General features: G+C 71.7%; 19 protein-coding genes, 3 tRNA genes and 1 pseudogene. 6 read left to right on the top strand and 17 right to left on the bottom strand.

Annotated features, from left to right (window positions below):
- Positions 1–25 precede the first annotated feature (25 nt).
- The gene (locus tag ACZ6CL_RS06740; protein WP_468933294.1) at positions 26–1,822 is read right to left on the bottom strand and encodes a sensor histidine kinase; all 1,797 of its coding nucleotides are present in this window, start codon (positions 1,820–1,822) and stop codon (positions 26–28) included.
- 104 nt (positions 1,823–1,926) lie between these two features.
- A complete protein-coding gene (locus ACZ6CL_RS06735) occupies positions 1,927–2,664 on the bottom strand; it encodes a response regulator transcription factor (protein ID WP_039938430.1) in 738 nt (245 codons plus the stop codon).
- Positions 2,665–2,839: 175 nt separating this feature from the next.
- Between ACZ6CL_RS06735 and ACZ6CL_RS06730 the strand changes: the two genes are divergently transcribed.
- A complete protein-coding gene (locus tag ACZ6CL_RS06730; protein WP_468932032.1) occupies positions 2,840–3,721 on the top strand; it encodes an LLM class F420-dependent oxidoreductase in 882 nt (293 codons plus the stop codon).
- A gap of 21 nt (positions 3,722–3,742) precedes the next feature.
- Here the strand turns inward: ACZ6CL_RS06730 and ACZ6CL_RS06725 are convergent, their stop codons facing one another.
- The 5 genes from ACZ6CL_RS06725 to ACZ6CL_RS06705 form a co-directional block, all read right to left on the bottom strand.
- Positions 3,743–4,621, bottom strand: coding sequence for an amidohydrolase family protein (locus ACZ6CL_RS06725; RefSeq protein ID WP_468932029.1), 879 nt, complete (start codon positions 4,619–4,621; stop codon positions 3,743–3,745).
- Positions 4,622–4,710: 89 nt separating this feature from the next.
- Positions 4,711–4,784: transfer RNA gene (locus tag ACZ6CL_RS06720), tRNA-Met, on the bottom strand.
- Between the two features lie 50 nt (positions 4,785–4,834).
- Complete coding sequence (locus ACZ6CL_RS06715) at positions 4,835–5,149, bottom strand: transcriptional regulator (RefSeq protein ID WP_468932027.1); 315 nt, start codon at positions 5,147–5,149, stop codon at positions 4,835–4,837.
- A gap of 2 nt (positions 5,150–5,151) precedes the next feature.
- On the bottom strand, positions 5,152–5,616 hold the full coding sequence (locus ACZ6CL_RS06710) for a hypothetical protein (RefSeq protein ID WP_468932025.1): 465 nt from the start codon (positions 5,614–5,616) through the stop codon (positions 5,152–5,154).
- A gap of 55 nt (positions 5,617–5,671) precedes the next feature.
- Positions 5,672–6,277, bottom strand: coding sequence for a DUF4232 domain-containing protein (locus tag ACZ6CL_RS06705; protein ID WP_468932022.1), 606 nt, complete (start codon positions 6,275–6,277; stop codon positions 5,672–5,674).
- Positions 6,278–6,479: 202 nt separating this feature from the next.
- Between ACZ6CL_RS06705 and ACZ6CL_RS06700 the strand changes: the two are divergent.
- From ACZ6CL_RS06700 to ACZ6CL_RS06690, 3 genes and pseudogenes are all read left to right on the top strand, one after another.
- Positions 6,480–7,046: pseudogene (locus ACZ6CL_RS06700) on the top strand (isochorismatase family protein); the annotation flags it as partial.
- A 33-nt stretch (positions 7,047–7,079) separates the two neighbouring features.
- Positions 7,080–7,262, top strand: coding sequence for a DUF1737 domain-containing protein (locus ACZ6CL_RS06695; RefSeq protein ID WP_468933292.1), 183 nt, complete (start codon positions 7,080–7,082; stop codon positions 7,260–7,262).
- A gap of 279 nt (positions 7,263–7,541) precedes the next feature.
- Positions 7,542–8,375, top strand: a complete 834-nt coding sequence (locus ACZ6CL_RS06690; protein WP_468932019.1) for a PIG-L family deacetylase — start codon at positions 7,542–7,544, stop codon at positions 8,373–8,375.
- A 392-nt stretch (positions 8,376–8,767) separates the two neighbouring features.
- Here ACZ6CL_RS06690 and ACZ6CL_RS06685 read toward each other — a convergent pair.
- Together ACZ6CL_RS06685 and ACZ6CL_RS06680 are read right to left on the bottom strand one after the other, a co-directional pair.
- Positions 8,768–8,840 (bottom strand) — tRNA-Arg (locus tag ACZ6CL_RS06685).
- Between the two features lie 716 nt (positions 8,841–9,556).
- Positions 9,557–9,647 (bottom strand) — tRNA-Ser (locus ACZ6CL_RS06680).
- 224 nt (positions 9,648–9,871) lie between these two features.
- On the opposite strand from ACZ6CL_RS06680, the gene ACZ6CL_RS06675 reads away from it, so the two are divergent.
- Positions 9,872–10,321, top strand: coding sequence for an SSI family serine proteinase inhibitor (locus tag ACZ6CL_RS06675; RefSeq protein ID WP_468932017.1), 450 nt, complete (start codon positions 9,872–9,874; stop codon positions 10,319–10,321).
- A 212-nt stretch (positions 10,322–10,533) separates the two neighbouring features.
- On the top strand, positions 10,534–14,889 hold the full coding sequence (locus ACZ6CL_RS06670) for a response regulator (protein WP_468932014.1): 4,356 nt from the start codon (positions 10,534–10,536) through the stop codon (positions 14,887–14,889).
- Between the two features lie 150 nt (positions 14,890–15,039).
- Here ACZ6CL_RS06670 and ACZ6CL_RS06665 read toward each other — a convergent pair whose 3' ends face one another.
- The 8 genes from ACZ6CL_RS06665 to ACZ6CL_RS06630 all read right to left on the bottom strand — a co-directional run bounded on the left by ACZ6CL_RS06665 (position 15,040) and on the right by ACZ6CL_RS06630 (position 23,405).
- Complete coding sequence (locus tag ACZ6CL_RS06665) at positions 15,040–16,692, bottom strand: long-chain fatty acid--CoA ligase (protein ID WP_468932011.1); 1,653 nt, start codon at positions 16,690–16,692, stop codon at positions 15,040–15,042.
- A gap of 106 nt (positions 16,693–16,798) precedes the next feature.
- A complete protein-coding gene (locus ACZ6CL_RS06660; protein WP_468932010.1) occupies positions 16,799–17,329 on the bottom strand; it encodes a SigE family RNA polymerase sigma factor in 531 nt (176 codons plus the stop codon).
- A gap of 189 nt (positions 17,330–17,518) precedes the next feature.
- Positions 17,519–18,367, bottom strand: coding sequence for a DUF1906 domain-containing protein (locus tag ACZ6CL_RS06655; protein ID WP_468932007.1), 849 nt, complete (start codon positions 18,365–18,367; stop codon positions 17,519–17,521).
- 53 nt (positions 18,368–18,420) lie between these two features.
- Entirely contained in the window at positions 18,421–19,587 is a 1,167-nt protein-coding gene (locus ACZ6CL_RS06650) for a lipid-transfer protein (protein WP_468932004.1), read from the bottom strand.
- The gene (locus ACZ6CL_RS06645; RefSeq protein ID WP_468932003.1) at positions 19,584–20,066 is read right to left on the bottom strand and encodes a MaoC family dehydratase; all 483 of its coding nucleotides are present in this window, start codon (positions 20,064–20,066) and stop codon (positions 19,584–19,586) included. The genes ACZ6CL_RS06650 and ACZ6CL_RS06645 overlap by 4 nt, the downstream gene beginning before the upstream one ends.
- Positions 20,063–21,196: an acyl-CoA dehydrogenase family protein gene (locus ACZ6CL_RS06640; protein WP_468932000.1), complete on the bottom strand. Its 1,134-nt coding sequence runs from the start codon at positions 21,194–21,196 to the stop codon at positions 20,063–20,065. Before ACZ6CL_RS06640 ends, ACZ6CL_RS06645 begins: the two co-directional genes overlap by 4 nt.
- Complete coding sequence (locus ACZ6CL_RS06635; protein ID WP_468931998.1) at positions 21,196–22,149, bottom strand: bifunctional MaoC family dehydratase N-terminal/OB-fold nucleic acid binding domain-containing protein; 954 nt, start codon at positions 22,147–22,149, stop codon at positions 21,196–21,198. The genes ACZ6CL_RS06640 and ACZ6CL_RS06635 overlap by 1 nt, the downstream gene beginning before the upstream one ends.
- On the bottom strand, positions 22,146–23,405 hold the full coding sequence (locus ACZ6CL_RS06630) for an acyl-CoA dehydrogenase family protein (protein ID WP_468931995.1): 1,260 nt from the start codon (positions 23,403–23,405) through the stop codon (positions 22,146–22,148). Before ACZ6CL_RS06630 ends, ACZ6CL_RS06635 begins: the two co-directional genes overlap by 4 nt.
- Positions 23,406–23,801: the final 396 nt, after the last annotated feature.

Raw genomic sequence — 23,801 nt, 5'->3', positions numbered from 1 at the left:
GGAACGACATTCGCGAGCGGTGCTGTCACGGCTGTGTGGTCAGCCTGTGGCCTGGCTGTGAGTGCGTTACGCCCTGGTGAACAGGGAGATGGACGCCGAACACGGTCCGCCCCGGCACGCTGTCCACCGTCACATGGCCGTCGTGCGCGGCGACCACCGCGTGCACGATGGCCAGCCCAAGACCGGTGCTGCCCGCACTGCGCGAGCGCGAGGCGTCACCGCGCGCGAAGCGCTCGAAGACGTGCGGAAGGAGGTCGGGCGGGATGCCGGGGCCGTCGTCCTCGATCTGCAGCGAGAGGTACGAGGGCGGCTGCGGCGGCCCGTAGGTGCCGGGGTGCGCGGCCTGCGCCATGGCGTACGGGGAGCCGTACGGCGCCGCGTAGGGGTTGCCGGAGCCGTTGCTTCCGGGCGGCGCGTCATGGCCGAAGGCGTACGGCGAGCCGGGCCCGAAGCCGTTGCTGTTGCCGTTGCCGTTGCCGTTGCCGTTGCCGATACCCGGACCGTTCGCGGACCCGTTCGCGGACCCGTACGACGGGCCGTGCACCATCCCGTACGGCGCCAGGTACGGCGACGGGCGCGGCGAGGTGTGCGGGCCGCCCCACAGCACGCGCGCGGTGACGGTCGTCCCGGCCGGGGTGTGGTTACGGGCGTTGCCCAGCAGGTTGACCAGGACCTGGTGCAGCCGCGCCGAGTCGCCCTGGACGAGCGCGGGTTCGTCGGGCAGCTCCAGCCGCCACTGGTGGTCCGACCCGAGCGCCCGCGCGTCGCTGACCGCGTCCACCACCAGCGGGGACAGGTCCACCTCTGCGTACTCCAGCGGCCGGCCGGCGTCCAGCCGGGCCAGCAGCAGCAGATCCTCCACCAGCCCGGTCATCCGCCCGGCCTCGGACTCCACCCGGCCCAGCGCGTGCCGGGTGTCCGGCCCGATGTCCTCGCGGCCGCGCCGGGTCAGCTCGGCGTAGCCACGGATCGAGGCGAGCGGGGTCCGCAGCTCATGGCTGGCGTCGGCGACGAACTGCCGTACCCGCGTCTCGCTCTCCTGGCGGGCCGCCAGCGCCGATTCGATGTGCCCGAGCATGCGGTTGAGCGCCGCCCCGACCTGGCCGACCTCGGTCCGCGGATCGGCCTCGGAGGCCGGGACCCGCTCCCGCAGCGCCACCTCGCCGCTGTGCAGCGGCAGCTCCGAGACCCGGGTCGCGGTCGCGGCCACCCGGCGCAGCGGGCGCAGCGAGATGCCGACCGTGGTGGCCCCGGCGAGCCCGGCCGCGACCAGCCCGGCGGCGGCGACGCAGACCTCGACCAGGATGAGGGTGTTGACGGTGTCCTGGGTCTGGTTGAGCGGGAAGGCCATGATGATCCCGCCGTCCCTCGGGTTCCACTTGGCCACGGCCCGGTAGCTGCCGAGGCCGGGGAGATCGACGGCGTGCACCTTGTCGTCGAGGGGGACGGCGGTGAGCGCCTTCTCCTGGCCGCTGGTCAGCTTGTCGACCCGCTGCGCGGCGTTCGAGAAGTCCGGCAGCATGGGCTCGTCGTTGCTCTTCCCGGACTGGATCGACTTGCCGTCCTGCCCGAGGCGCGCCCCCGCCGTTCCGATGGGCTGCCCGGGCCCGTTGAGGAAGAAGATGCTGCTCTCCGGGGTGCGCGGGTCGGCCGGGTTCGGCTGCTCGCCCACCTTGCGCATGGCGCCGCCCGCCGACGAACGCAGGTCGTTGTCGACTTGGCCCTCCAGGTACGACTTCAGGGCGATCGTCGTGACCGTACCGATCACGGCGCAGACCACGGCGATCAGCGACACCGCCGAGACGACCAGGCGGGTGCGCAGCGACCAGGGCCGCCGGACGGCGGCCCGGGAATCTTTCCTGGCACGTGAAGACCGCCGCGCCGGAGCAGCCTTGGACGGCGGGGTCTGGGGGTGCGCCACGGTGTCTACTCCCCGGGCTTGATCAGATACCCGGCACCGCGCCGGGTGTGGATCATCGGGCTGCGGCCCGCGTCGATCTTGCGCCGCAGATACGAGATGTACAGCTCGACGACGTTGGCCTGGCCGCCGAAGTCGTAACTCCACACCCGGTCCAGGATCTGCGCCTTGCTGAGCACCCGGCGCGGGTTGCGCATCAGATAGCGCAGCAGCTCGAACTCGGTCGCGGTCAGATGGATCTCCTGCCCCGCACGCGACACCTCGTGGCTGTCCTCGTCCAGTACCAGGTCGCCGACCGCCAGCACCGATTCGCTGCGCGCGGCCGCCGCCCCCGACCTGCGCAGCAGACCGCGCAGCCGGGCGACGACCTCCTCCAGGCTGAACGGCTTGGTGACGTAGTCGTCGCCGCCCGCCGTCAGCCCGGCGATCCGGTCCTCGACCGCGTCCCGCGCGGTCAGGAACAGCACCGGCACCTCGGGCAACTCGCGGCGCAACCGGCCGAGGACGGTGAGCCCGTCCATGTCGGGCAGCATGACGTCCAGGACGACCGCGTCCGGGCGCAGCTCACGGGTCGTACGGATCGCCTCGGCGCCGTCGCCCGCCGTCCGCACCTCCCAGCCCTCGTAGCGCAGGGCCATCGACAGCAGGTCGGCGAGCGCCGACTCGTCGTCCACAACCAGCACCCGGACGGGGCTTCCGTCGGGTCGCAGCAGCTCGGTACGCCCATGGGGCGAGGTCGCCATCATGAACGTCAGCTTCCGGCGACGGTCTGAGAGGTTCCTTTCGGCTACCTGTGAATAACCTGAGAATCCTGTGGCCCCGAGAACGGCCCAGAGGAACGCTCCACAGGGGGAACCACCCGTAGGAGTGAACATTCCACGATCCGGGAATAGCCGGATCCACCCTCCGGTTCGCGAGGGTATGGCTACTCATCCCGCCCTCGGCAAGATCGGCATCTGGACCGCGGCCCTGCGGGCCACGGAGTCCCGCTCGGTGCAGGAGGTCAGCGAGGCGACGGCCGAGCTGGAGACGCTCGGCTACGACGCCCTCTGGATCGGTGGCAGCCCCAGTCCGGACCAGGCCGCGACCCTCCTCCAGGCCACCAACCGGATCACCGTCGCGACCGGCATCCTCAGCATCTGGGACCACGAGGCGGCCCACGTGGCCGACCGGTACGCCGCCATCGACGCCGCCCACAAGGACCGCTTCATCCTGGGCCTCGGCGTCAGCCACAGCGCGCTCGCCGGTGAGCGGTACAAGCGCCCGTACTCGGCGATGCGCGATTACCTGACCGCCCTGGACACCGCCCCGATCCCGGTGCCCGCGTCCCGGCGGATCCTGGCCGCGCTCGGCCCGAAGATGCTGGAGCTGTCCCGCGACCGCGCCGCCGGCGCCCATCCGTACCTGGTCACCCCGGAGTTCACGGCCGAGGCGCGGGAGATCCTGGGCGACGGCGCCCTGCTCGCCCCGGACCTCAAGGTCGTCCTCGACCCCGACCCCGACCGCGCCCGCACCATCGCCCGCAACTACCTGTCCATGTACCTGAAGCTGCCCAACTACACCAACAACCTGCTGCGGCTGGGCTTCGAGGAGCAGGACTTCGCTGACGGCGGCAGCGAACGCCTCCTGACGTCCGTCTACGCGCTCGGCGACGCGGAAGCGATCCGGCGCCGCGTCGACACGTACCTGGAGGCGGGCGCGGACCACCTGGCGATCCAGGTGGTGACCGAGGACCCGTTCAGCGCCCTCCCCCGCGAAGAGTGGCGCGCCCTGGCCGAGGCCCTCCCCCTCGCCAACCGCTGACGCACCGGGCAGCGGGGGGTGTCAGAGGCCGAACAGCCGCGCCGCGTTCCCGTAACACACCCCCCGCAGCCACGCGTCGTCCTGATCCAGCCGGGTCAGCACCTCCAGGGCGTGCCCGTACCCGTACGGGATGTTGGGGAAGTCGCTCCCGAACAGCACCCGGTCGCCCAGCGCGCCGAGCCGCCCCCGCTCCTCCGGCGGAAACGGCCAGTTGCGCTCGGTGAAGTCGGTGAAGGCCATCGTCGTATCCAGGTGGACTCCCTCGTACCGCTCCGCGAGCCCCAGGAAGTCCGCGTACTCCGGCAGCCCCATGTGCGCGACGACCAGCCGCAGCCGGGGGTGCCGGGCCAGCAGCCGGGCCACCGGTTCGGGGCCGGTGTGCTTGCCGGGCGCCGGGCCCGAACCGCAGTGGATCACGATGGGCGTACCGGCGTCCGCGAGCATCCCCCACACGGGGTCGAGCAGCGCGTCGTTCGGGTCGTACGCCCCCACCTGCACATGCGCCTTGAACACTCGCGCCCCGCCGTCCAGCGCCCCGCGCACGTAGGCCTCGGCACCCGGCTCCGGGAAGAAGGTCGCGGTGTGCAGACAGTCGGGCGTACGGGCGGCGAATCCGGCCGCCCACTCGTTCAGCCACGCCGCCATGCCCGGCTTGTGGGGGTAGACCATCGAGGTGAAGGCCCGCACCCCGAACTCCCGTATGAGCGCGAGCCGTTCGTCCTCGCCCTCCCGGTAGGTGATGGGCCAGGCGATGCCCACCATGGGCTCGACGGCGTCGAAGTACGCCCAGACCTTGTCCAGGACGTTCTTCGGCATGAAGTGCGTGTGTACGTCGATGAGTCCGGGCAGCCCGAGCCCCTGCCAGAAGCGACGGACCGGGACCACGTCAGGATCAGTCATACGGATCACGGTACGACTAGCGAAACCACGAGGGCCGCACACGCACGAGGGCCCGGCACCACATCTGGTGCCGGGCCCTCGATCTCAAGTAGCGGGGACAGGATTTGAACCTGCGACCTCTGGGTTATGAGCCCAGCGAGCTACCGAGCTGCTCCACCCCGCGTCGGTGAATACAACTCTACGTCATTGATCCCGCTGAGGGAAATCCACTCCCTACCCGCCCGTCTCCGCCCCCGTCTCCGCCATCGCGACGATGCGCCGCAGCTCGGCAAGATGCCCGGCCACGGCCCGCCGCCCCTGGGGAGTGAGCGAGATCCAGGTCCGCGGGTAGGACCCGCCGCGCACCTTGTTCACCTCGACGTACGAGGCCCCCTGCAACACCTTGAGGTGCTTGCTGAGCACCGAATCGCTCACGTCCAGCGCCTCGCGGACCACCGCGAACTCCATCGCGTCGACCGCGGCGAGCATGCCGCAGATCTGGAGCCGGTTCGGCGCGTGGATCACCTCGTCGAAGGCCGGATCGGACATCGTCAGCCTCTGAGGCCTTCGCGCGCCACCGCATCGACGCGATAGCCGATCACGACGGTGAGCGCCCCGATCACCAACCCCGCCGCGGCGATCGCGAGGCGCACGTCCCGCCCCCATTCGAGCCACATCCCGGCCGCGGCGAGCAGCACCAGGGCCGCGCAGTACGCCCCGTAGAGCCGACCGGCGCCCGGCGTGGCGGTATAGCGCTCGAACGAGATCCCCGTCCCCCGGCGAACCGCCCGGTCGAGAACGAAGACGATGACGGCGACCAACGGCACCACCCACGACGCCAGCCGCAGGCTCATCGAGGCGAAGACGAGCGCGAGGGTGATCCCCAGCCCCCAGTGGTACCACCACGGAGCGGAGATACGGTCCGCCACCCGCGCCCGGGAGGCGTCGACGGCATCCAGGGCGGCACGCGCCGAACGGGCGTCCACCCTGGGGGAGTTGCGCGAACTACTTTCCATACCGGAAAGAATCGCAGACTACTTTCCACTACGGCAAGTAGTTACGCTGCATGGTTCACACCCCGGCGCCGGACTCGACGGCCGTGACGGTGAACTCGTCCCCGCACACCCGCAGCCCCGAGGAGACCCGTGCGGTCATGGCCTCCTTCGACCCGGGCGGGTAGGCCTGCACCAGAGAGGCGCTCTTCCAGCACGGCTTGTCCGAGAGGCCGTCGTTGATCGTGTGCAGCACGGCATGCGCGCTCCCCCCGGCGGCCACCGTGACGGGCTTCCCCATGGCCCCCTCCCGCTCGGCGGGCTTCCCGATCCTCTGTCCGTCCTTGGCCAGCAGCGACACCCCGGGGAACCCGCTCAGCGTGCAGGCGCTCTGCCCCTTGTTGGTGAACACCAGCGAATACCGGATGTTGCCCGCCCCCACGTCGGCGTTCCCCACACGCAGACTCATCGACGAGGACTCACACCGCCCGCCCCCGGCACTCCCGGCCATGGACCCGATCCCCTTCCCATCCGCCGAGCCCACCGAGGCACCCTTCGACGCCGCGGACTCGGCGCCCGCGGGCTTGGGATCACTTCCCTGACAAGCCGTGATGCCCATGGCCGCCACAGCCGCCATCGTGGCGACGACGACCTTGCCCCGGCGGGTGAGCGTGCTGTGCGACATGGGAACCTCCTTGGTCGATGGAGCGTCTCTCTCACCACCAAGCCTGCCGACCGCCGCTATTGCCCCGTTAACACCCCGGTGGTGCCCACTAACGCATCGCTAACGCCCGGTCCCCGCCGCAGCCGCCAGCCTGTCCGCTCGTCCGCTCGCCCGTCCGCCCGTCCGCCCGTCCGCCCGTCCGCCCGTCCGGAACAATCGCCGCATGACTGCTGCCGTTCCGCCCGTACAGGCCCTGATCGTGGTAGACGTCCAGTCGGCCTTCGTCGCGGGCCCCGACGCGGTACCCGACGCACCCCGCCTCCTCGACCGGACCCACGACCTGATCACCAGGGCCCGCGCCGCCGACGCGCTCATCGTCCACCTCCAGAACGACGGCCCCACGGGCGCACCCGACGAACCGAAGACCCCGGGCTGGCAACTGCACCTCCCGATCCGCGAGGGCCACCGGGAGGTCTCCATCCGCAAAACGGAGGACGACGGCTTCCACGACACGCCCCTGGGCGACCTGCTCACCGCCCACGGCGTCCGCGCCCTCGCCGTCTGCGGGGTGATGTCCGAGATGTGCGTCAGCGCGACGGCCCGCACAGCCCTGGACCTCGGCTACCACGTCGTCGTCCCCCACGACGCCCACGCGACATACGACATCCCCGCGGCACCCGGCATCAGCGACGCCATACCGGCGGCCATGGCCTCGCGCGTAGCCGAATGGGCCCTGGGCGACGAGATCGAGATCCCCGCCGAAGCCGCCAACGTCCCCTTCACCAGCGCACGTAGCCATGACAAGCCCGGAGACCCTTCCCCCATGAGCACCCCACCGGACGGCCTGCCGACCTACCGAGTCCTGACGGGCCCCGACGACGAATCCTTCTGCCGCCGCGTAAGCGAGGCCCTGGCCCTGGGCTACCAACTCCACGAAGGCCCCGCCCTCACCTTCAACGGCGACCGCGTGATCGTCGCCCAAGCGCTCCTCTGGCCGACGAGCTGAGTACGCCGGGGAGCTGGCGCGATGCCGATGACTCGGCTCCGACGCGCAGGTCGCGCCTCTACCTCGTTCGCGTCGCGACGTTGAAGCCTGGAAGGCCAGACGGCCGCGCGGGGAACAGCCGTCCCGGCGGCACGGTTGCATCACCCGAGGGACCGGCGCCGCACAGCGGGGAGCACGGAGACCACAAGGTCGTCCGCCCCAGCAGGACCCGGGCCCCAGGATCGCGGTACGCCCGCCGCGCACTTGGATCAAGACCCATTTCCGCAGGAGGACTGTTTGATGACTGACCGGCCCTTGACGCTCATGGCGGTACACGCCCACCCCGACGACGAGGCCACCGGAACCGGAGGGGTCCTCGCGCGGTACGCGGCGGAGGGCATCCGGACGGTTCTCGTCACCTGTACCGACGGCCGTTGCGGTGACGGACCGGGAGGTATCAAGCCGGGCGATCCCGGGCACGATCCGGCGGCCGTCGCCTCGATGCGCCGTCAAGAACTCAAGGCGAGCTGTGACGTCCTGAAGATCAGCGATCTGGAGATGCTGGACTATGCCGACTCCGGGATGACGGGATGGCCGAGCAACGACGCCCCCGAATCCTTCTGGCAGACCCCCGTGGAGGAAGGCGCCGCCCGACTCGCGGAACTCATGCGGCACTACCGACCCGACGTGGTCGTCACCTACGACGAGAACGGCTTCTACGGCCACCCCGACCACATCCAGGCCAACCGCATCACGATGGCGGCACTGGAGATGACCACGCTGACACCGAAGGTGTACTGGACGACGATGCCCCGTTCGGGGATGCAGCGGTTCGGGGAGATCATGCGCGAGTTCCATGAGGACATGCCGGAGCCGGATCCCGCCGAGGCCGCCGCGCTGGCCGAGATCGGCCTCCCCGACGACGAGATCACCACGTGGGTGGACACCACCGCATTCAGCGGTCAGAAGTTCGACGCGCTGGCCGCGCACGCCAGTCAGGGCGAGAACATCTTCTTCCTCAAGATGGGCAAGGAGAGGTTCGGCGAGCTGATGGGCATGGAAACCTACGTACGCGTCAAGGACGCCACCAGCGCCGCCGTACCCGAGAACGACCTCTTCGCCGGCCTGCGCTGATCCGCCCTTCGCGGCTGTCACCCACTGCGCCTCGCTGACAGCGGACACCGCATCGTCCGCTGTCAGCGGTCCTGCTCCCCAAACCCTGGCAGGCCAAGGGGCGGTCCGGTGGAGAGTCCCTGACCAAGGCCCCGCCTTGTCCCAGATGGGACAGAGACAAGCGCGAGGCACACACGGCCAGGTGGGCTCGACGCTGGCGATGCCCCAAGCCTCTACGACACGCTGGCCAGCCACGGCGATACGGAAACCGAGGCGGAGCGACCACGACGGGCCGCACCACCGCGCGGCAGCAGCTGCCCCCTCCCGCCCGCCCGGCGGCTGATGTCAGCTTGGATGTCAACGCACATGCAAGAGGCCCCTTCCAACAAGTGGAAGGGGCCTCTGAGCTGCTGCGCGCTCGGCAGGATTCGAACCTGCAACCTCTTGATCCGTAGTCAAGTGCTCTATCCGTTAAGCTACGAGCGCTTGGCTTCCCGGCGGTTTTTCTTGCCGGTCGGCGTTGCGGGAACAACATTACATGACCTGCGCCGTCACGCGAAATCCGATTCCCACACCCATCCTGACCTGCGGAAATACCTGTTTTGAGGTCGCCGAGGCCCGCTCAGGCGGCAGGGACGGCCACGTACGGAGCGGCTCGGGATGACCCCCGGCGGGATGACGCTTCGGAGGCGGTTCGTCACTCGGAGAGGTGCGCACGCACAAGCCTCCTGGCGGCCCGGGACGCGCTTCCCCGTACGCGTCCCGAGCTGTCCGCTACGAGGCACCGCGACCAAGTACGAGGCATCGGATTCGGGAACGCCGGACCGAACTCGGCATGGTGCAAGGCCAGCTCGCCATGAAAGTGAACCGGTTGCCGGGCTGACATCCGGAGTCCCCGGCTCCAAGGCCGTGCCATCCGAGGCTGTGCCGTACCGACGCCAGCTCGATGACCTCCGGGGCGCCGACGCGGTGCAGAGCCCGCGCCGGTTGGCCCCGACCGCGGTCGCGCGGTTCCAGACCGTCGCGCGCCTGGCGGCCAACAGCCACGGCGACCTCCGCCAGCGGCTGCGGCAGACAGCGGCGGCCTTCACCGGGCCAGAGGAGACGGGGGACCGTGACTGCCGTCCGCCGATAGGTCGAGGGGGCCTCGGAGACGACTCAGGGGGTCCGTGTCATGGACACGGACCCCCTGAGGCAGAAAGCGGAGGCTGAGGGATTTGAACCCTCGATGGGCTTTAGGGCCCAAACCGCATTAGCAGTGCGGCGCCATAGACCAGACTAGGCGAAGCCTCCAGCACACCGTGGCGCGCTCGCGTGAGCGCGATGTGGCGTGTGCAGATGATGTCACAGCCCAGTGGGATGTCACCAATCGCGGCCTACGGTACTCGGCGGGCGGGCAGGACCGCAAAGCTCTTAGGGGGCGCAATGCCCGGATGGCGGCGCAACGCGCGCGACGGAGGCGCGTTAGCAGGGGCAGGGGCAGCGCGCCCCGGTCTGATCACACCAGGAGTACTCACATGCCCCTGCTGCATCGCCTCGCCATCACCACCGCCGCCGCTGTCGCCGCCACCGTGGCCGCGCTGAGCCCCGCGGCGGCCACGCCGCTGCCGCTGCCCGTGTCGTACGACGGGGAGAGTTCCGACCGTCTCGTCATCAGGGTGAGCGAGACGGGCGAGCACTTCGACACCGTGCGATACGTACTCGCGTGCCACCCCACCGGCGGTACCCACCCCCGGGCCCGGGCCGCATGCCGTCAGCTGGACGCGCAGACCGAGTGGGGACGGGATCCGTTCGCGCCGGTGCCGCCCGGGGCGATGTGCACGGGTCAGTACGGCGGCGCTGCCACGGCGACGGTGCGGGGGCGGTGGGCGGGCCGACCCGTCAATGCTCGCTTCACGCGAACGAATGGGTGCGAAATCGCCCGGTGGAACCGTTTCTCGATCGTTTTGCGTCTGCCTGGGAGCTGACCTGGGGATTGGGCCGGGAGTGTGTGGCGGCGGGGCCCGAGAAGTTTGTCCGGGCGTGCGCCGAGACGTGCACGTCGTGCTGCGACCTCCCTCTCATCTACCGCCGCGCCCGCCCTTGGTGCCCGTAGACTCCCCTGAGACACTCCACGGACAAGCGGCACAATGACCGCGGGTGTCAGCAAGGTGCGGTAAGTCAGGGAGGAAGCGTCGTCGTGAGCAGCAGGCCATCCCGAGGCGCTGCTCGCCTCGCAGCGATACTCGACGCCCTCCCCGACGCGCTGCTGTTGGTCAACTGCAACGGCACGATCGTCAACGCCAACCACATCGCGCTGGAGTCCTTCGAGACGCCGGGCACCGCACTCGTGGGCCGTGGTCTGCTCGATCTCCTCCCCTCCTTCGATCCCAATCGGATCCCCGGTTCGATGCGCAGGCCCGGGGACGCGGAACGGACCACCAGCACCAAGCCGACCCGGATGATCGCGCGGCGCACCGACGGGGCTCAGTTCCCCGTGGAAGTGACCAGCGCGAACGTCGAGGACAGCCGGACCCCGTACGCCGATCCGTACACCGATCAGTACAGCTACACCGGCGACGAGCTGCTGATGCTCATCGTGAGGGACCTGACCGGGACGCTCGACACCGAGGCCGAACTCGCCCGCCAGCAGCGCCAGACCGAGATGATTCTGCGCGCGGCGGCAGAGGGCGTGGTCGGCGTGGACACCGAGGGCAAGGTGGTCCTCGTCAACCCGTCCGCGGCGCAGATCCTCGGCTTCCGGGCCAGTGACCTGGGCGGTCAGGAACTTCACTCTCTTGTACACCACTCGCGCCCGGATGGTTCCCCTTTCCCGTACGAGGAGTCCCCGCTCGCCGACACCCTGCGCTCCGGACGCAAGCACCGGGTGCGCGGCCAGGTGCTGTGGGCCAAGGACGGGAGCGCGGTACCGGTCGACCTGACGACCGCGCCCGTACGGGACGGCGAGCAACTCGTCGGCGCCGTCATGACCTTCACCGACCGGCGCGCCGAGGAAGCGCTCGTCTCGACCCACGCCGAGGAGCTGGAGAGCCTCACGGCGCGGCACGACAAGGAGCTGGAAGGGCTTCGCGACGAGCACGCCAAGGCGCTGGAGGAGCTGCAGGCGCAGCTCGACCGGGAGCGGCAGACGTACGCGGAGCGGCTGGACGCCCTCACCGCCCGCAACAGCCAGCTGCTGGCGGTGCTCGACCAGTCGCTGCGCGGTCCGCTCCAGGAGCTGCGCAGCGAACTCGGCGTCCTGGCCGACGACCCGGCCGGGCAGCTGTGGCCCGAGGCCAACCAGATCCTGCACCACCTGGCCGCCGGGTACACCCGGATGACCACGCTCGTCGACAACGTCCTGAGCTATCAGCGGCTCGACGCGGACGGCGAGGAGCTGGCCCGGTGCGCGGTCTCGATGGACGAGGTCGTGGCCGCCGGTGTGGAGGGCGCGGTCGAGCTGATCGGCCCGGGGCGCGCGCAGTTCGCCGTGCACGCTCCGCCGATCGAGGCCGAGGTGGACCCGCAGCGGGTGGCCCAGGCGCTCGCCCATCTGATCGCGGACGTGGCCGGGGTCGACTCGACCGGCAAGGCGGCCTCGGGCGGAGGCGGCGCGTCCGGGGACTCGACGATCGTGGTCGCGGCGGCGCAGCGCGGCAACGTCGTACGGTTCGAGGTCCGCGGGCCGTACGCGGGCGGCGACCCGGTGCACGAACCGATCGTGCGCGGGATCGTGCGCCGGCACGGCGGCGTGCTGCAGACGCACGAGATGCCGGGGATGGGCGGGCACGCCTACGTCCTGGAGGTGCCGATCTCGGCGGCGGCCGCCGACCAGGAGAAGGCGAAGGCCGACGCCCAGGCGGCGTCCGGAGGCGCCGAGGGTACGCGGGGACAGGGCACCTCGGGCGGCGGAACCGGCGCGGCCGCGGACACTGCGGGCGGCGACGGCGCCAACGGCGATCCGAACGGCGCCCCCGGCTCCGGCGATCCGCAAGGCGCGCCGGGAGCGGACACGAGCGGCGAGCAGAACCGTTCCGCGTCCACCGCGCTCCCCGCGGAGGCCGGTTCCGATCCGCGGCAGCAGAACCAGCAGGGCGAGCAGCAGCCGGGCGAGCAGGACCAGCCGCGGCCGACCGGGCGGCGCCGGGCGCGCCCGCGCCCCGACGAGGAGGCCCCGGCGGCCGCGAACGGCGGGACGGACGGCCAGGGCGCCGGTGCCGGTCCGCAGGCGGTCGGTCCCGCCGCGATGGGCGTCGTACCGCCGCAGGGCATCGCCGCCCAGCCGCAGCACCCGGCCGCTGGCGGCCGTCGGCGCGGCTCCCCGGCCCAGGAGGCCGCCGGTCCGTATCCGGACCAGCAGGGTGGCCAGGGCGGCGGCCGCTCCCCGTTCGCCCTGCCTCCGGCGGCGGCCGACGCGAACGGCCCCGGCGCGGCCGGTCCGGGCGAGTCCGCCATGCCCGCGCTTCCGGCCGCCCGCACGCCGGATCAGCAGCAGCCCGCGTGGGGCGACGCTTCCCAGGACTCCGCCGAGGGCGAGGGGGCGACCCCCACCGGCCGCCGCCGCGCCCGGCGGCCCCTGACCGAGACGCCGAACCGGGCGGTGTCCGAGCAGGGCGCTCAGCCTCAGCCGCAACGCCAGGCACAGCCGCAGCCCCAGGCACAGGCGGCGGGGGAACCCGGCGCGGCACGGTCTCCGTTCGCGCTGCCGCCCGCGGCGGCCGACCGGCCGTCGCAGCCCGGCGCGCTGCCGCCCGAGCTGGGCCCAGCGGGGCCCGCCGGGCTCGTCCCCGCGCAGCACGGCCCCCGGGACGCGCGCGTCGGCGCCCCCCAGGCGCAGGCCCAGGCGCAGGGTCAGGCGCAGGGCGGTGGCCTGGCCGTACGGGGCGAACCCGTGCCCCCGGGCGGCACCGCGCCCCGCAACGGAGCCTGGCCGTCCGGCCCCGGGCAGGCCCCGCAGGGCCAGAACCAGGGCCAGAGCGGGCCGCAGCCCCCGCGTCCCGGCACGGCCGGGCCGGGTGCCGGGCCAGGTGCCGCGCCGGGCTCCGGTGCGGGCGGGTCCGCCATGCCCGCGCTGCCCGCCGCGCGCACGCCCGAACATCAGCAGCCCGCCTGGGACGAGGCCGCGCAGGACTCCATGGGCGGCCAGCAGGCGGCCCAGCCCTCCGGCCGCCGCCGCGCCCGGCGCCCCCTCTCCGAGGAGCAGCCGGAGCCCGCGCCCGGGGCGCAGACCCCGGCGCAGCAGCTGCCTCCCGAGGCGCCGCGCGGGCCCCAGGGCCCGCCCCAGAACGCACGCCCGAACGCCCCCCAGCCCCCTCAGGGCGCGCCCCAAAACGCCCCCCAAAGCCGCCCGCAGGGCGCTCCGCAAGGCGCGGAAACCACCCAGGGGCGCGCGTTCAGCGTGCGCACGCTGGGTCAAGGGGTGCCGTTCGCGCAGCAGGTCAGCGAGCACCAGCGCACTGCCCAGCCGCAGCAGCCCCAGACGCCCTCGGGTGGTACGGCCACCGCGGGGTCGGGCAGGCGGCGCAAGCTGGCCGCTCGGCCCGATCTGGCCGACCAGAACAGCTCGGCGGATCTGGAGCCCACCGGCAGCCGCGCCCACCCCCCATCCCCGGCGCAGGCCCCCGGCCAGGCCGGGCCCCCGCCCGGAGCACAGCCGCGCACCCAGCCCGGCCCGGCGCCGCAGCCGCCGCGCCCGGCGTCGCCGCACAGTTCGGGGCGCGCCTTCGCGATCGGCGCGCCGGACGAGGGCGCGGAGGGGCCGGAGCCGCTGGACGGGCCCAATGGCGCCATCGAGATCGTCGACGACCGCACCCCGCCGCCCGACGACGAACTGCCCCCGGAGCCGCTGGACAACCCGCGCCGCCTCCTGGTGTGGCCCGCGCCGGACATGTCCACGCAGCAGGCGCTGAGCGACCGCGGCTACCGCCCGGTGATCGTGAACTCCCGTGAGGAGGTGGACGCGCAGATCGCCGCGTATCCGGCTGCGCTGTTCGTCGACCCCCTGACCGGGCCGATCACCCGGACAGCGCTGCAGTCGCTGCGGACGGCGGCGGTCGCCGCCGAGGTGCCCGTGCTGGTGACGGCGGGCCTCGGCCAGGCCACGCGGGAGGCGGCGTACGGGGCCGACCCGGCCGTCCTGCTCAAGGCGCTCGCCCCGCGCGACAGCGAACAGCATCCGCCGCGCGTCCTGCTGATCGAGGAGCACGAGCCGATCGCGGCGGCCCTGACGGGGGCCCTGGAGCGGCGCGGCATGCAGGTCGCCCGGGCCGCGACGGACGCGGACGCGGTGGCGCTCGCGGGACGTATGCGGCCGAACCTGGTGGTGATGGACCTGATGCAGGTACGCCGCCGCAGGGCCGGGATCGTCGACTGGCTGCGCGGCAACGGGCTGCTCAACCGCACCCCGCTGGTCGTCTACACCTCCGCGGACATCGACCCGGCGAACCTGTCGCGGCTCAGTTCGGGCGAGACGGTGCTGTTCCTCGCGGAGCGCTCGACGAGCGCGGAGGTGCAGGCCCGGATCGTCGACCTGCTGGCCAAGATCGGCACCAACTGAGGTATCGGCTGAGGTATCGGCTGAAGGCGTCGGCTGAAGGCGTCGGCTGAAGGCGTCGGGCACCGGCTGAGGTGAACGGCCCCAGCCGAGTGCCCCCGCCGGGCGGCCTCGGTCGTACGGTCTCGGTCGTACGGCTTCAGCCGAGCGACCTCAGTCGAGCGTGGTCACCTCCAGCTCCCCGTCCGCGTACCGCTTCCGGATGACCTTCTTGTCGAACTTCCCCACGCTCGTCTTCGGCACCTCCGGGACCAGGGCCCAGCGCTCCGGCAGTTGCCAGCGCGCGACCCGCCCGGCGAGGAACTCCCGCAGCCCCGCGTAGTCCACGGTGGCGCCCTCCTTCAGCACCACCGTGGCGAGCGGGCGCTCGTCCCACTTCTCGTCGGGGACCGCCACCACCGCCGCCTCGGCGACCTCCGGGTGGCCCATCAGGTGGTTCTCCAGCTCGACCGAGGAGATCCATTCACCGCCCGACTTGATGACGTCCTTCGCCCGGTCGGTCAGGGTCAGATAGCCGTCCGGGGAGACCGTGCCGACGTCGCCGGTCTTCAGCCAGCCGTCCTCGGTGAACTTGTCCTCCGGCCGCATGGGCTCGCCCGCCGCCCCTCCGTAGTACGCGGCCGCGATCCACGGTCCGCGCACCTCGAGTTCGCCGACCGCCTTCCCGTCCGCGGGAACGACCGCGCCGCCGGGCGCCGTCAGCCGGTACTCCACGGAGGCCGGGAACCGGCCCTGCGTCACCCGGTACGGCCATTCCTCTTCGACCGTGAGACCGGCGGGCGGATGGGCCATGGATCCGAGCGGCGACAGCTCCGTCATGCCCCACGCGTGCACGACCCGGATGCCGTGCCGCTCCTCGAACGCCTTCATCAAGGACGGTGGGCAGGCCGACCCGCCGATGTAGACGTGGGTGAGGCTGGACACGTCCCGCGGCGTGGCGGCGAGTTCGGCGAGCAGCCCCTGCCAGATGGTGGGGACGGCGGCGGCGAGGGTGGGCCGGGCGGTCTCGATCATGTCGGCGAGCGGGGCGGGCTGCAGGAAGCGGTCGGGCATCACCATCGAGGCGCCCGCCATGAAGGCGGCGTGCGGGGTGCCCCACGCGTTCGCGTGGAACATCGGCACTACTGGCAGCAGGGTGTCCCTCGCGGACATGCCGAACGCCTCGGCGCTGTTGACCTGCATCGAGTGCAGATAGATGGAGCGATGGCTGTAGGCCACGCCCTTGGGGTCGCCGGTCGTACCGGAGGTGTAGCACAGGGCCGCGGCCTGCCGCTCGTCGGTCACCGGCCAGGGATGGCGCTCGGGACGGCCCTCGATCAGTTCCTCGTAGTCGTGGACGCGGGCCCGGCACCCGTCCAGCACGGAACGGTCGCCCGGCCCGGCGACGACGATGTGCTCCACGGAACCCAGCTCGGGCAGCAGCGGGGCGAGGAGCGGCAGCAGCGAACCGTTCACCACGATCACACGGTCGGCGGCGTGGTTGATGATCCAGGTCAGCTGACCGGTGGGCATCCGGAGATTGAGGGTGTGCAGCACGGCACCCATGGAGGGGACCGCGAGATAGGCCTCCAGATGCTCGCAGTTGTTCCACAGGAGCGTGCCGACAGGCTGCCCCTGTTCGACGCCCAGCTCGTCGCGCAGCGCGTTCGCCAGCCGGGTGGCACGCAGGCCCACCTCGTGGAAGGTACGGCGCTGCGGCTCACCGCCACCGGTCCAGGTGACCACCTGAGCCGTGCCGTGCGCCAGCGCTCCGTGCTCGAGGATGCGGGTCACGGTCAGCGGTACGTCCTGCATCGTGCTGAGCACCGTGGCCTCCAGGAATGTTGGTTACGCGCGGGTAGTCCGCCGATTGTGCAAGCGACCGGCCGGTATGTCACTACCCCGCTTTACCCTGGAATCTCGCCGTCGGGCGTCAGGCCACGCGGGTCAGCTCCGGGTCTTCGCGGAGCTTGACGAGGGCGCGCGAGACGGCGCTCTTGACCGTGCCGATGGACACCCCGAGCACCTCCGCCGTCTGGGCCTCGCTCAGGTCCTCGTAATACCTGAGGACGACCATGGCCCGCTGACGGTCCGGCAGCCGCAGCACCGCGCGCCACATCATGTCGCGCAGGACCCCCTGCTCGGCGGGGTCGGGGGCGGGGACCGGGTCCGGCTCGGGCAGCTCCTCGCAGACGAACTCGTCGACCTTGCGCTTACGCCACTGGGAGGTCCGCGTGTTGACCAGCGCCCGGCGCACATAGCCGTCCAGCGCCTTGTGGTCCTCGATCCGCTCCCACGCGACGTAGGTCTTGGTCAGCGCGGTCTGCAGCAGATCCTCGGCGTCAAAGGCGTTGGGCGTCAGCGAGCGGGCGGTGCGCAGCAGCATCGGACCCCGCGCCCGTACGTATGAGGTGAACGACGGGAACGCGGCGACGGAAGCCCCTGAGCACACGGTCGTGGTCATGCCCCAACGCTAGGGAGTGAGCGGCTCACCGCGGATCGGCCACAAGTGCCGAAGCCGAATCAACCTGAGGTTGTAGGGGTAGGGCTGGTAACACCTCCTGGAGATGGATAAGGAGGGACTTCCGTCAGGGTTGTGCCGTAGAGGGTCCCCCGGGCGGCCGACGGCCCAGCTGACGGCCCAGCTGACGGCTCAGCTGATGATCGCGACCGGCGCGTCCACCTTGTTGCGGTCGATCTGGATCGTCCGACCGCCGTGCTTCTCCCGCACATTGCCCACGTACTGATGGATGCGGCGGTGCGGATGCCAGGCCTTCTTGGCCAGGACCGGCTCACCGGCCAGCGCCGCCTTCCCGTTCCAGCGCGCGAACCACATCACGGAGGGGAGATCACGGATCCCCGCCTTCCGGGACTTCTCCAGATGGCGCACCCCGGACTCGGCGCTGCTGTAGAAACCAGGGAAGAAGCCGTGCGAGCGCACCTCGCGGTTCCAGCCGCGGATGAAGGAGAGCGTGGTGGCCGCGCAGCTCGCCTTCCCCTGGTCGTAGGCCTCCATGTCCAGATAGAGCGCGCTGCGCTTCTTCATCGCCAGCGCCTTCGCGCGGGCCACCGCGTCCTTCCCCTCCTTGCGCCCCTGTGCCCAGGGGGTGCTGCCGATGGCGAACTTCCGCTTGTTCTTGTTGCGGACGCAGGGGGCCTGGGAGCCCACGAAGATGGGCAGCACATGCCACCCCATGCTCTTCACTCCGCGCATCCAGGAGACGGTGAGGTTGGGCTGGCTGGGGCAGGCCCGGCCACGGCCCGCGTAGTAGACGCCGACGGCGCGGTACGGGGAGACGTTCCACGCGCGCAGGGCCGCGAGCGTGGGGGTGTGGCAGGTGTCGAAGCCCCAGCCCTGGAAGACCTTGGCGCCCAGGGGACGAGGGTCGGGGAGGGCTTCCGCCGAGGCGGAGGCGGGGCCGCTGATCGAGGTGGCCAGCACCGCGATCAGACTGACAGCCCAGCCCATGAACATCCATCTGCTCTTCTTTCCTCGGTTCATATGACGAGTCAAAGTGGACACCGGAGGGCCGGTGCCGCAGACACGCGCGTGGTTCAGCCGTCTGCGCCGAGGAGGAGCCCGGATGTCGGTACCCCGGTGCCTGCGGTGACCAGTGCGCGGGCGGCGTGCGGCACCTGGTTGACGGCGGTGCCGCGTATCTGGCGGGTGGCCTCCGCTATCCCGTTCATACCGTGCAGATACGCCTCGCCGAGCTGACCGCCGTGGGTGTTGAGCGGCAGCGCGCCCTCGGCGACGCATCCGGCCGCCTCGCCCCGCTGACAGAAGCCGAACTCCTCCAGTTGCATCAGCACGAACGGCGTGAAGTGGTCATAGAGGATGGCCACATCGATGTCGGCGGGACGCAGCCCGCTGCCGCTCCACAGCTGCCGCGCGACCACGCCCATCTCCGGCAGCCCCGAGAGATCGTCCCGGTAGAAGCTCGTCATCTGCTCCTGCGCCCGGCCCGCGCCCTGCGCCGCCGCCGTGATCACGACGGGCGGCTGCGGGAGATCGCGGGCCCGCTCGACGCTGGTGACCACGATCGCCTGGCCGCCGTCCGTCTCCTGGCAGCAGTCGAGCAGCCGCAGCGGCTCCACGATCCAGCGGGAGGCGGCGTGATCGGCCAAAGTGATCGGCTTGCCATGGAAATACGCGGCCGGGTTGGTGGCGGCATGGCGCCGGTCGACGACGGCCACCTGGCCGAAGGCCTCGGGTGTCAGACCGTAGGTGTGCAGATAGCGCTGCGCGGCCATGGCGACCCAGGACGCGGGGGTCAGCAGGCCGAAGGGCAGCGACCAGCCGAGCGCCGCCCCCTCGGCCGATGGCTCGCGGTGCTGCACCCCGGAGCCGAAGCGGCGCCCGGAGCGCTCGTTGAACGCGCGGTAGCAGACGACGACCTCGGCGACACCGGTGGCGACGGCGAGCGCGGCCTGCTGCACGGTGGCGCAGGCGGCGCCCCCGCCGTAGTGCACCCGGGAGAAGAACGTCAGCTCGCCGATGCCGCATGCCTGGGCCACGGTGATCTCGGGGCTGGTGTCCATGGTGAAGGTGACCAGCCCGTCGACCTCTGCCGGGGCGATCCCCGCATCGTCCAGCGCCGCCCGGACGGCCTCGGCCGCGAGCGTCAGCTCGCTGCGACCGGAGTCCTTGGAGAACTCGGTGGCGCCGATGCCCACGACGGCCGCCCGCCCCCCGAGCCGGTCCGGCCGACGGGCGCTCATCGGACCGCTCCGGCCGGGGATTCGGCCGAGCCGGTCGAGCTGGTGGAGGCGGTGGCGCCGGTCGTGTCGGTGGGGCTGGTGGGGCCGGTGGGCAGCTCCACCATGACCGTGCCGGTCACATGGCGGCCGATGGCGTTCTGCCCGGTCACCGCGACCTCCGCCGTGCCGTCGGCGACCGAGGTGACCTCTCCGGTCAACACCATCTCGTCTCCGGGGTAGTTGGGGGCGCCGAGCCGGATGGCGACCCTCCGGAGACGGGCCCCCGGTCCGAAGTGGTCGGTGATATACCGACCGACCAGGCCATTGGTGGTCAGAATGTTCATGAAGATGTCCGGAGAGCCCTTCTCCCGGGCGGCCTCCGCATCGTGGTGCACATCCTGGTAGTCCCGGGAGGCGAGGGCGCCGGAGACGATGAGCGTCCGGGTGATCGGGATACGCAGCGGGGGCAGCGCCTCGCCCGCACGGGCCGTGACCGTCATGCGGCCGTCTCCTCCGTGAGCAGGGTGCCCAGCTCGGCCAGCAGGGCGGGGGCCGGGCCCAGATACGCGTCCAACTGCCGCCCCCACAGGAAGTGCCGGTGCACCGGATGCTCCACATCGGCGCCGATGCCGCCGTGCAGATGCTGCCCCGCGTGGACGACCCGTCTGCCCGCCTCACAGGCCCACCATGCGGTGGTGAGCGCATGGGCGGCCGTGGGCAGACGCTGGTCATAACGCCAGGCCGCCTCGTAGGCGGTCACCCGGATCGCCTCGGTGTCCATATGGGCGTCCGCCGCGCGCAGCAGCACGCCCTGCTGGGCGGAGAGCGGGCGCCCGAACTGCTCGCGGACGGAGGTGTGATGGACCACCCGCGCGACCGATCCCTGACAGACGCCCGCCTGCAATCCGGCGAAGGCGGTACGGGCCCTGCCGAGCACATCGGCCCAGATGACACCGTCGTCGCCGAGCGGCTCGGCGGGCGCGTCATGCAGCGTGAGCCGCCCCGCCGCCCAGGGTGCGGTGGTCTCGACGGATGCGGTCCGGACGGGCACGCCCGAGGTATGCGCGGCAGGGGCGGAGGCGGCCGGGGTGGATGGACCGGAGGCGGCCGGGGCGGAGACCGGCTGGGTCTCGATCAGGAAGCAGCGTGTGCGCCCCTCCTCCGTGCGCGCCGGGACCAGCACATGGGTCGCGGCCCGCAGCCAGGGGACCACCGGAAACGTGCCGGTCAGCGCCCACCCCACGCCGGTCCGGCGAGCCGAGGCCGCCGGACGGGAGCCGGGCCGGTACGCGGCCGTCGCCACCGCCGTACCGTCCCGCAGGGCGGGCAGCAGCCGCGCGCGCTGCTCTGCCGTGCCGTGGGCGGCCACCGGCAGCAGCCCGTACGCACAGGTCGCCGCGAGTGGCACCTGGGCGGTCACCCGGCCCTGCTCCTCCATCAGCAGCACCAGACCGACCAGACCGATCTCCTCCACAGCGGCGGGCAGCCCCGCCGCGCAGAGCGCCTTCCACAGCTCGACGTCGACACCGGTCCCGAGGGCCGACAGCCGCTCGTGGGTGGACAGATCCCCGAAGATCTCCGCCGCCAGGTCCCGGGCGGCCTGCTGCTCGGCGGTGGGCGTGAAGTCCATCAGGCCACCGCCCCTCGGAAGACGGGCAGCTCCAGCTCGTCGTCGGCCCGCAGGAACTCCAGCTCGACGGGCATCCCGATGCGCACCTCGTCGTACGGCACCCCCGTGATGTTGCTGACGATGCGGACCCCCTCGGCCAGCTCGATCAGGCCCACGGCATACGGCGGGTCGAAGGCGGGGAAGGGCGGATGGTGCATGACCACATAGCTGAACACCGTGCCCGCGCCGGAGGCCGCGACCGTGTCCCACTCCGGTGAACCGCAGCCGCCACACCCCGGCAGCCAGGGGAAGCGGAGGGTGCCGCACCCGGTGCAGCGCTGGATGAGCAGCCGGTGGGCGGCGACACCCTCCCAGAACCCCGCGTTGTCCCGGTTGATGACGCGACGCGGGCGCTTCGCCTTCGGCTGCCGCTGTGGTGTCTGTTCCGGCTGGTGTTGCGCCGTCTGCTCCGGCTTCGGCTGCTGCCGCGTCGGCGCGTATTTGAGGATGCGGAAGCGATGCGTCCCGGCCAGCTCACCGCCCGCCCGGATGTCCATCCGTGTGGTGACGAAGTGGCCCGTGCCCAGCTTGGTGGTCTTGCGCGGCGACACCGACTCGATCACCGCGTCGAAGGTGATCCGGTCTCCCGGACGCAGCGGCCGCAGATACTCCTGCTCGCAGTCCGTCGCGACGACCGAGGTGCAGCCCGCCTCGTCGAGCAGCGCCAGCATCTCGTCGTACGCCTCCGACCGGGCCGAGCCGCCGGGGTGCCCGCCGAGCCCGCCCATCGTCCATGCCTGGAGCATCGTCGGCGGTGCGATACCCGGATAAGCGGGGTTGGTGTCGCCCATCGCCTCGCACCAGTGCCTGATCATGGGCTCGTTGACCGGGTCCCTGCCCTCGCCGCCGCGCGCCGCCACCCGGCCCTCGTAGGCCCGCAGCCGCTCGTACAGCTCATACGTCTCAGCGGTCATCGCCGCCCCCGCCGCATGCCGAGCCGCATCGTCGCCACGATTTCCCTCTGCACCTCACTCGCCCCGCCCCCAAAGGTGTTGATCTGCGCGGCCCTGTTCATCCGCTCCAGCTCGCCGTCCCCGAACGCTCCCGGCGACCCCGACCGGATCAGCCCCGCCTCTCCCGCGATTTCCTGACATAGGCAATACACCGCCACCGCGCTTTCGGTTCCCGCGAACTTGACGCCGCTCGCGTCGCCCGGGCTCAGCGTCCCCGCCCCCACGTCCCCGACCAGCCGCCAGTTGAGCAGCCGGGTCGCCGCCAGCCGGGCGTGCGCCTCCGCCAGCCGGGCCCGTACCCAGTCCTGGTCGGCGGGGCGGGCCCCGGTGTCCGGGTCGGGGGTGCGGGCGTGGGCGAGAACGGCCTCGTAGAAGTCCTCGGCCTGCATGCCGATGGCGGCGAGCGCGACCCGCTCGTGGTTGAGCTGAGTGGTGATCAGCCCCCAGCCGCCGTTCTCCTCGCCGACGAGATGGCTGGCCGGGACCCGGACCGCGTCGTAGTAGGTCGCGGTCGTGGTCAGGCCCGCGACCGTCTCGATCGGCGTCCACGAGAATCCGGGGGCGTCGGTTGGCACCAGGATGATCGAGATGCCCTTGTGCTTGGGGGCCTCCGGGTCGGTACGGCAGGCGAGCCAGATCCAGTCGGCGTTCTGGGCGTTGCTGGTGAAGGTCTTGGCACCGTCGATCCGCCACGGCCCGGCGCCCGCCCCGCCGGGTTCGGCACCGAACCCGGCCCGGTGCCCTTCCTCGTTCTCGTTCTCGTTCTCCCCGTCCCCGCCCTCCCCACTTCCCTCGCGCACGGCCTTCGTGCGCAGCGAGGCGAGGTCGGTCCCGGCTTCCGGTTCCGAGTAGCCGATGGCGAAGACGATCTCACCGCTGAGGATGCGCGGCAGGAAGAACCGCTTCTGCTCCTCGGTGCCGTACCGCATCAGCGTCGGACCGACCGTATTGAGCGTGACCATGGAGACCGGCGCGCCCGCGCGGTACGCCTCGTCGAAGAACACGAACTGCTCGTCGGGGCCGCGCCCTTGACCGCCGTACTCGACCGGCCAGCCGAGTCCGAGCAGCCCGTCGGCGCCGATCCGCCGCAACAGCCGCCGCTGACCCGCCGGGTCGCCCGGCAGCGCCGCACGGATCTCAGGAGTGATCAGCTCACGGAAGTAGGCGCGGAGTTGCTCGCGCAGTTGCCGCTGGCGGGGCGTGGGGGCGAGGTGCATGGGCAGCAGGCTCCCCTGGGCTTGACGGCGTCGTACGGCCGCACGTACGACCGCACGGAAAGCTTTCTGACTATCCGTCAGATAATTTGGCGCTGTCAAGCACGCCGTCGAGCAGGTCACCGAACACGACCGCGCGGCGGCGCCGAAGCGCCGCCGCGTGACCGTAAACGACCTCACCCGTCCCGTTCACTCAATGAATCACCACTACTCACTCGTGCCGGTCATGCGCGAACACTTGCCATGACGGAAAGTTGCCCACCAGCCGGCAGACGAAGCGCACCGAACGACGTATTACCACGCAAGCATGATGAACTCCGTTCAAACCTTCTACGCGCCCCCGCGCTCCAGAACGCCCCGATGCACCGCTCCGGACGCGCCGCCCCCTTCCCGCTGTCG

Source organism: Streptomyces sp. NPDC041200 (genome assembly GCF_055591805.1).
This window is presented reverse-complemented; position numbering and strand designations above follow the sequence as displayed.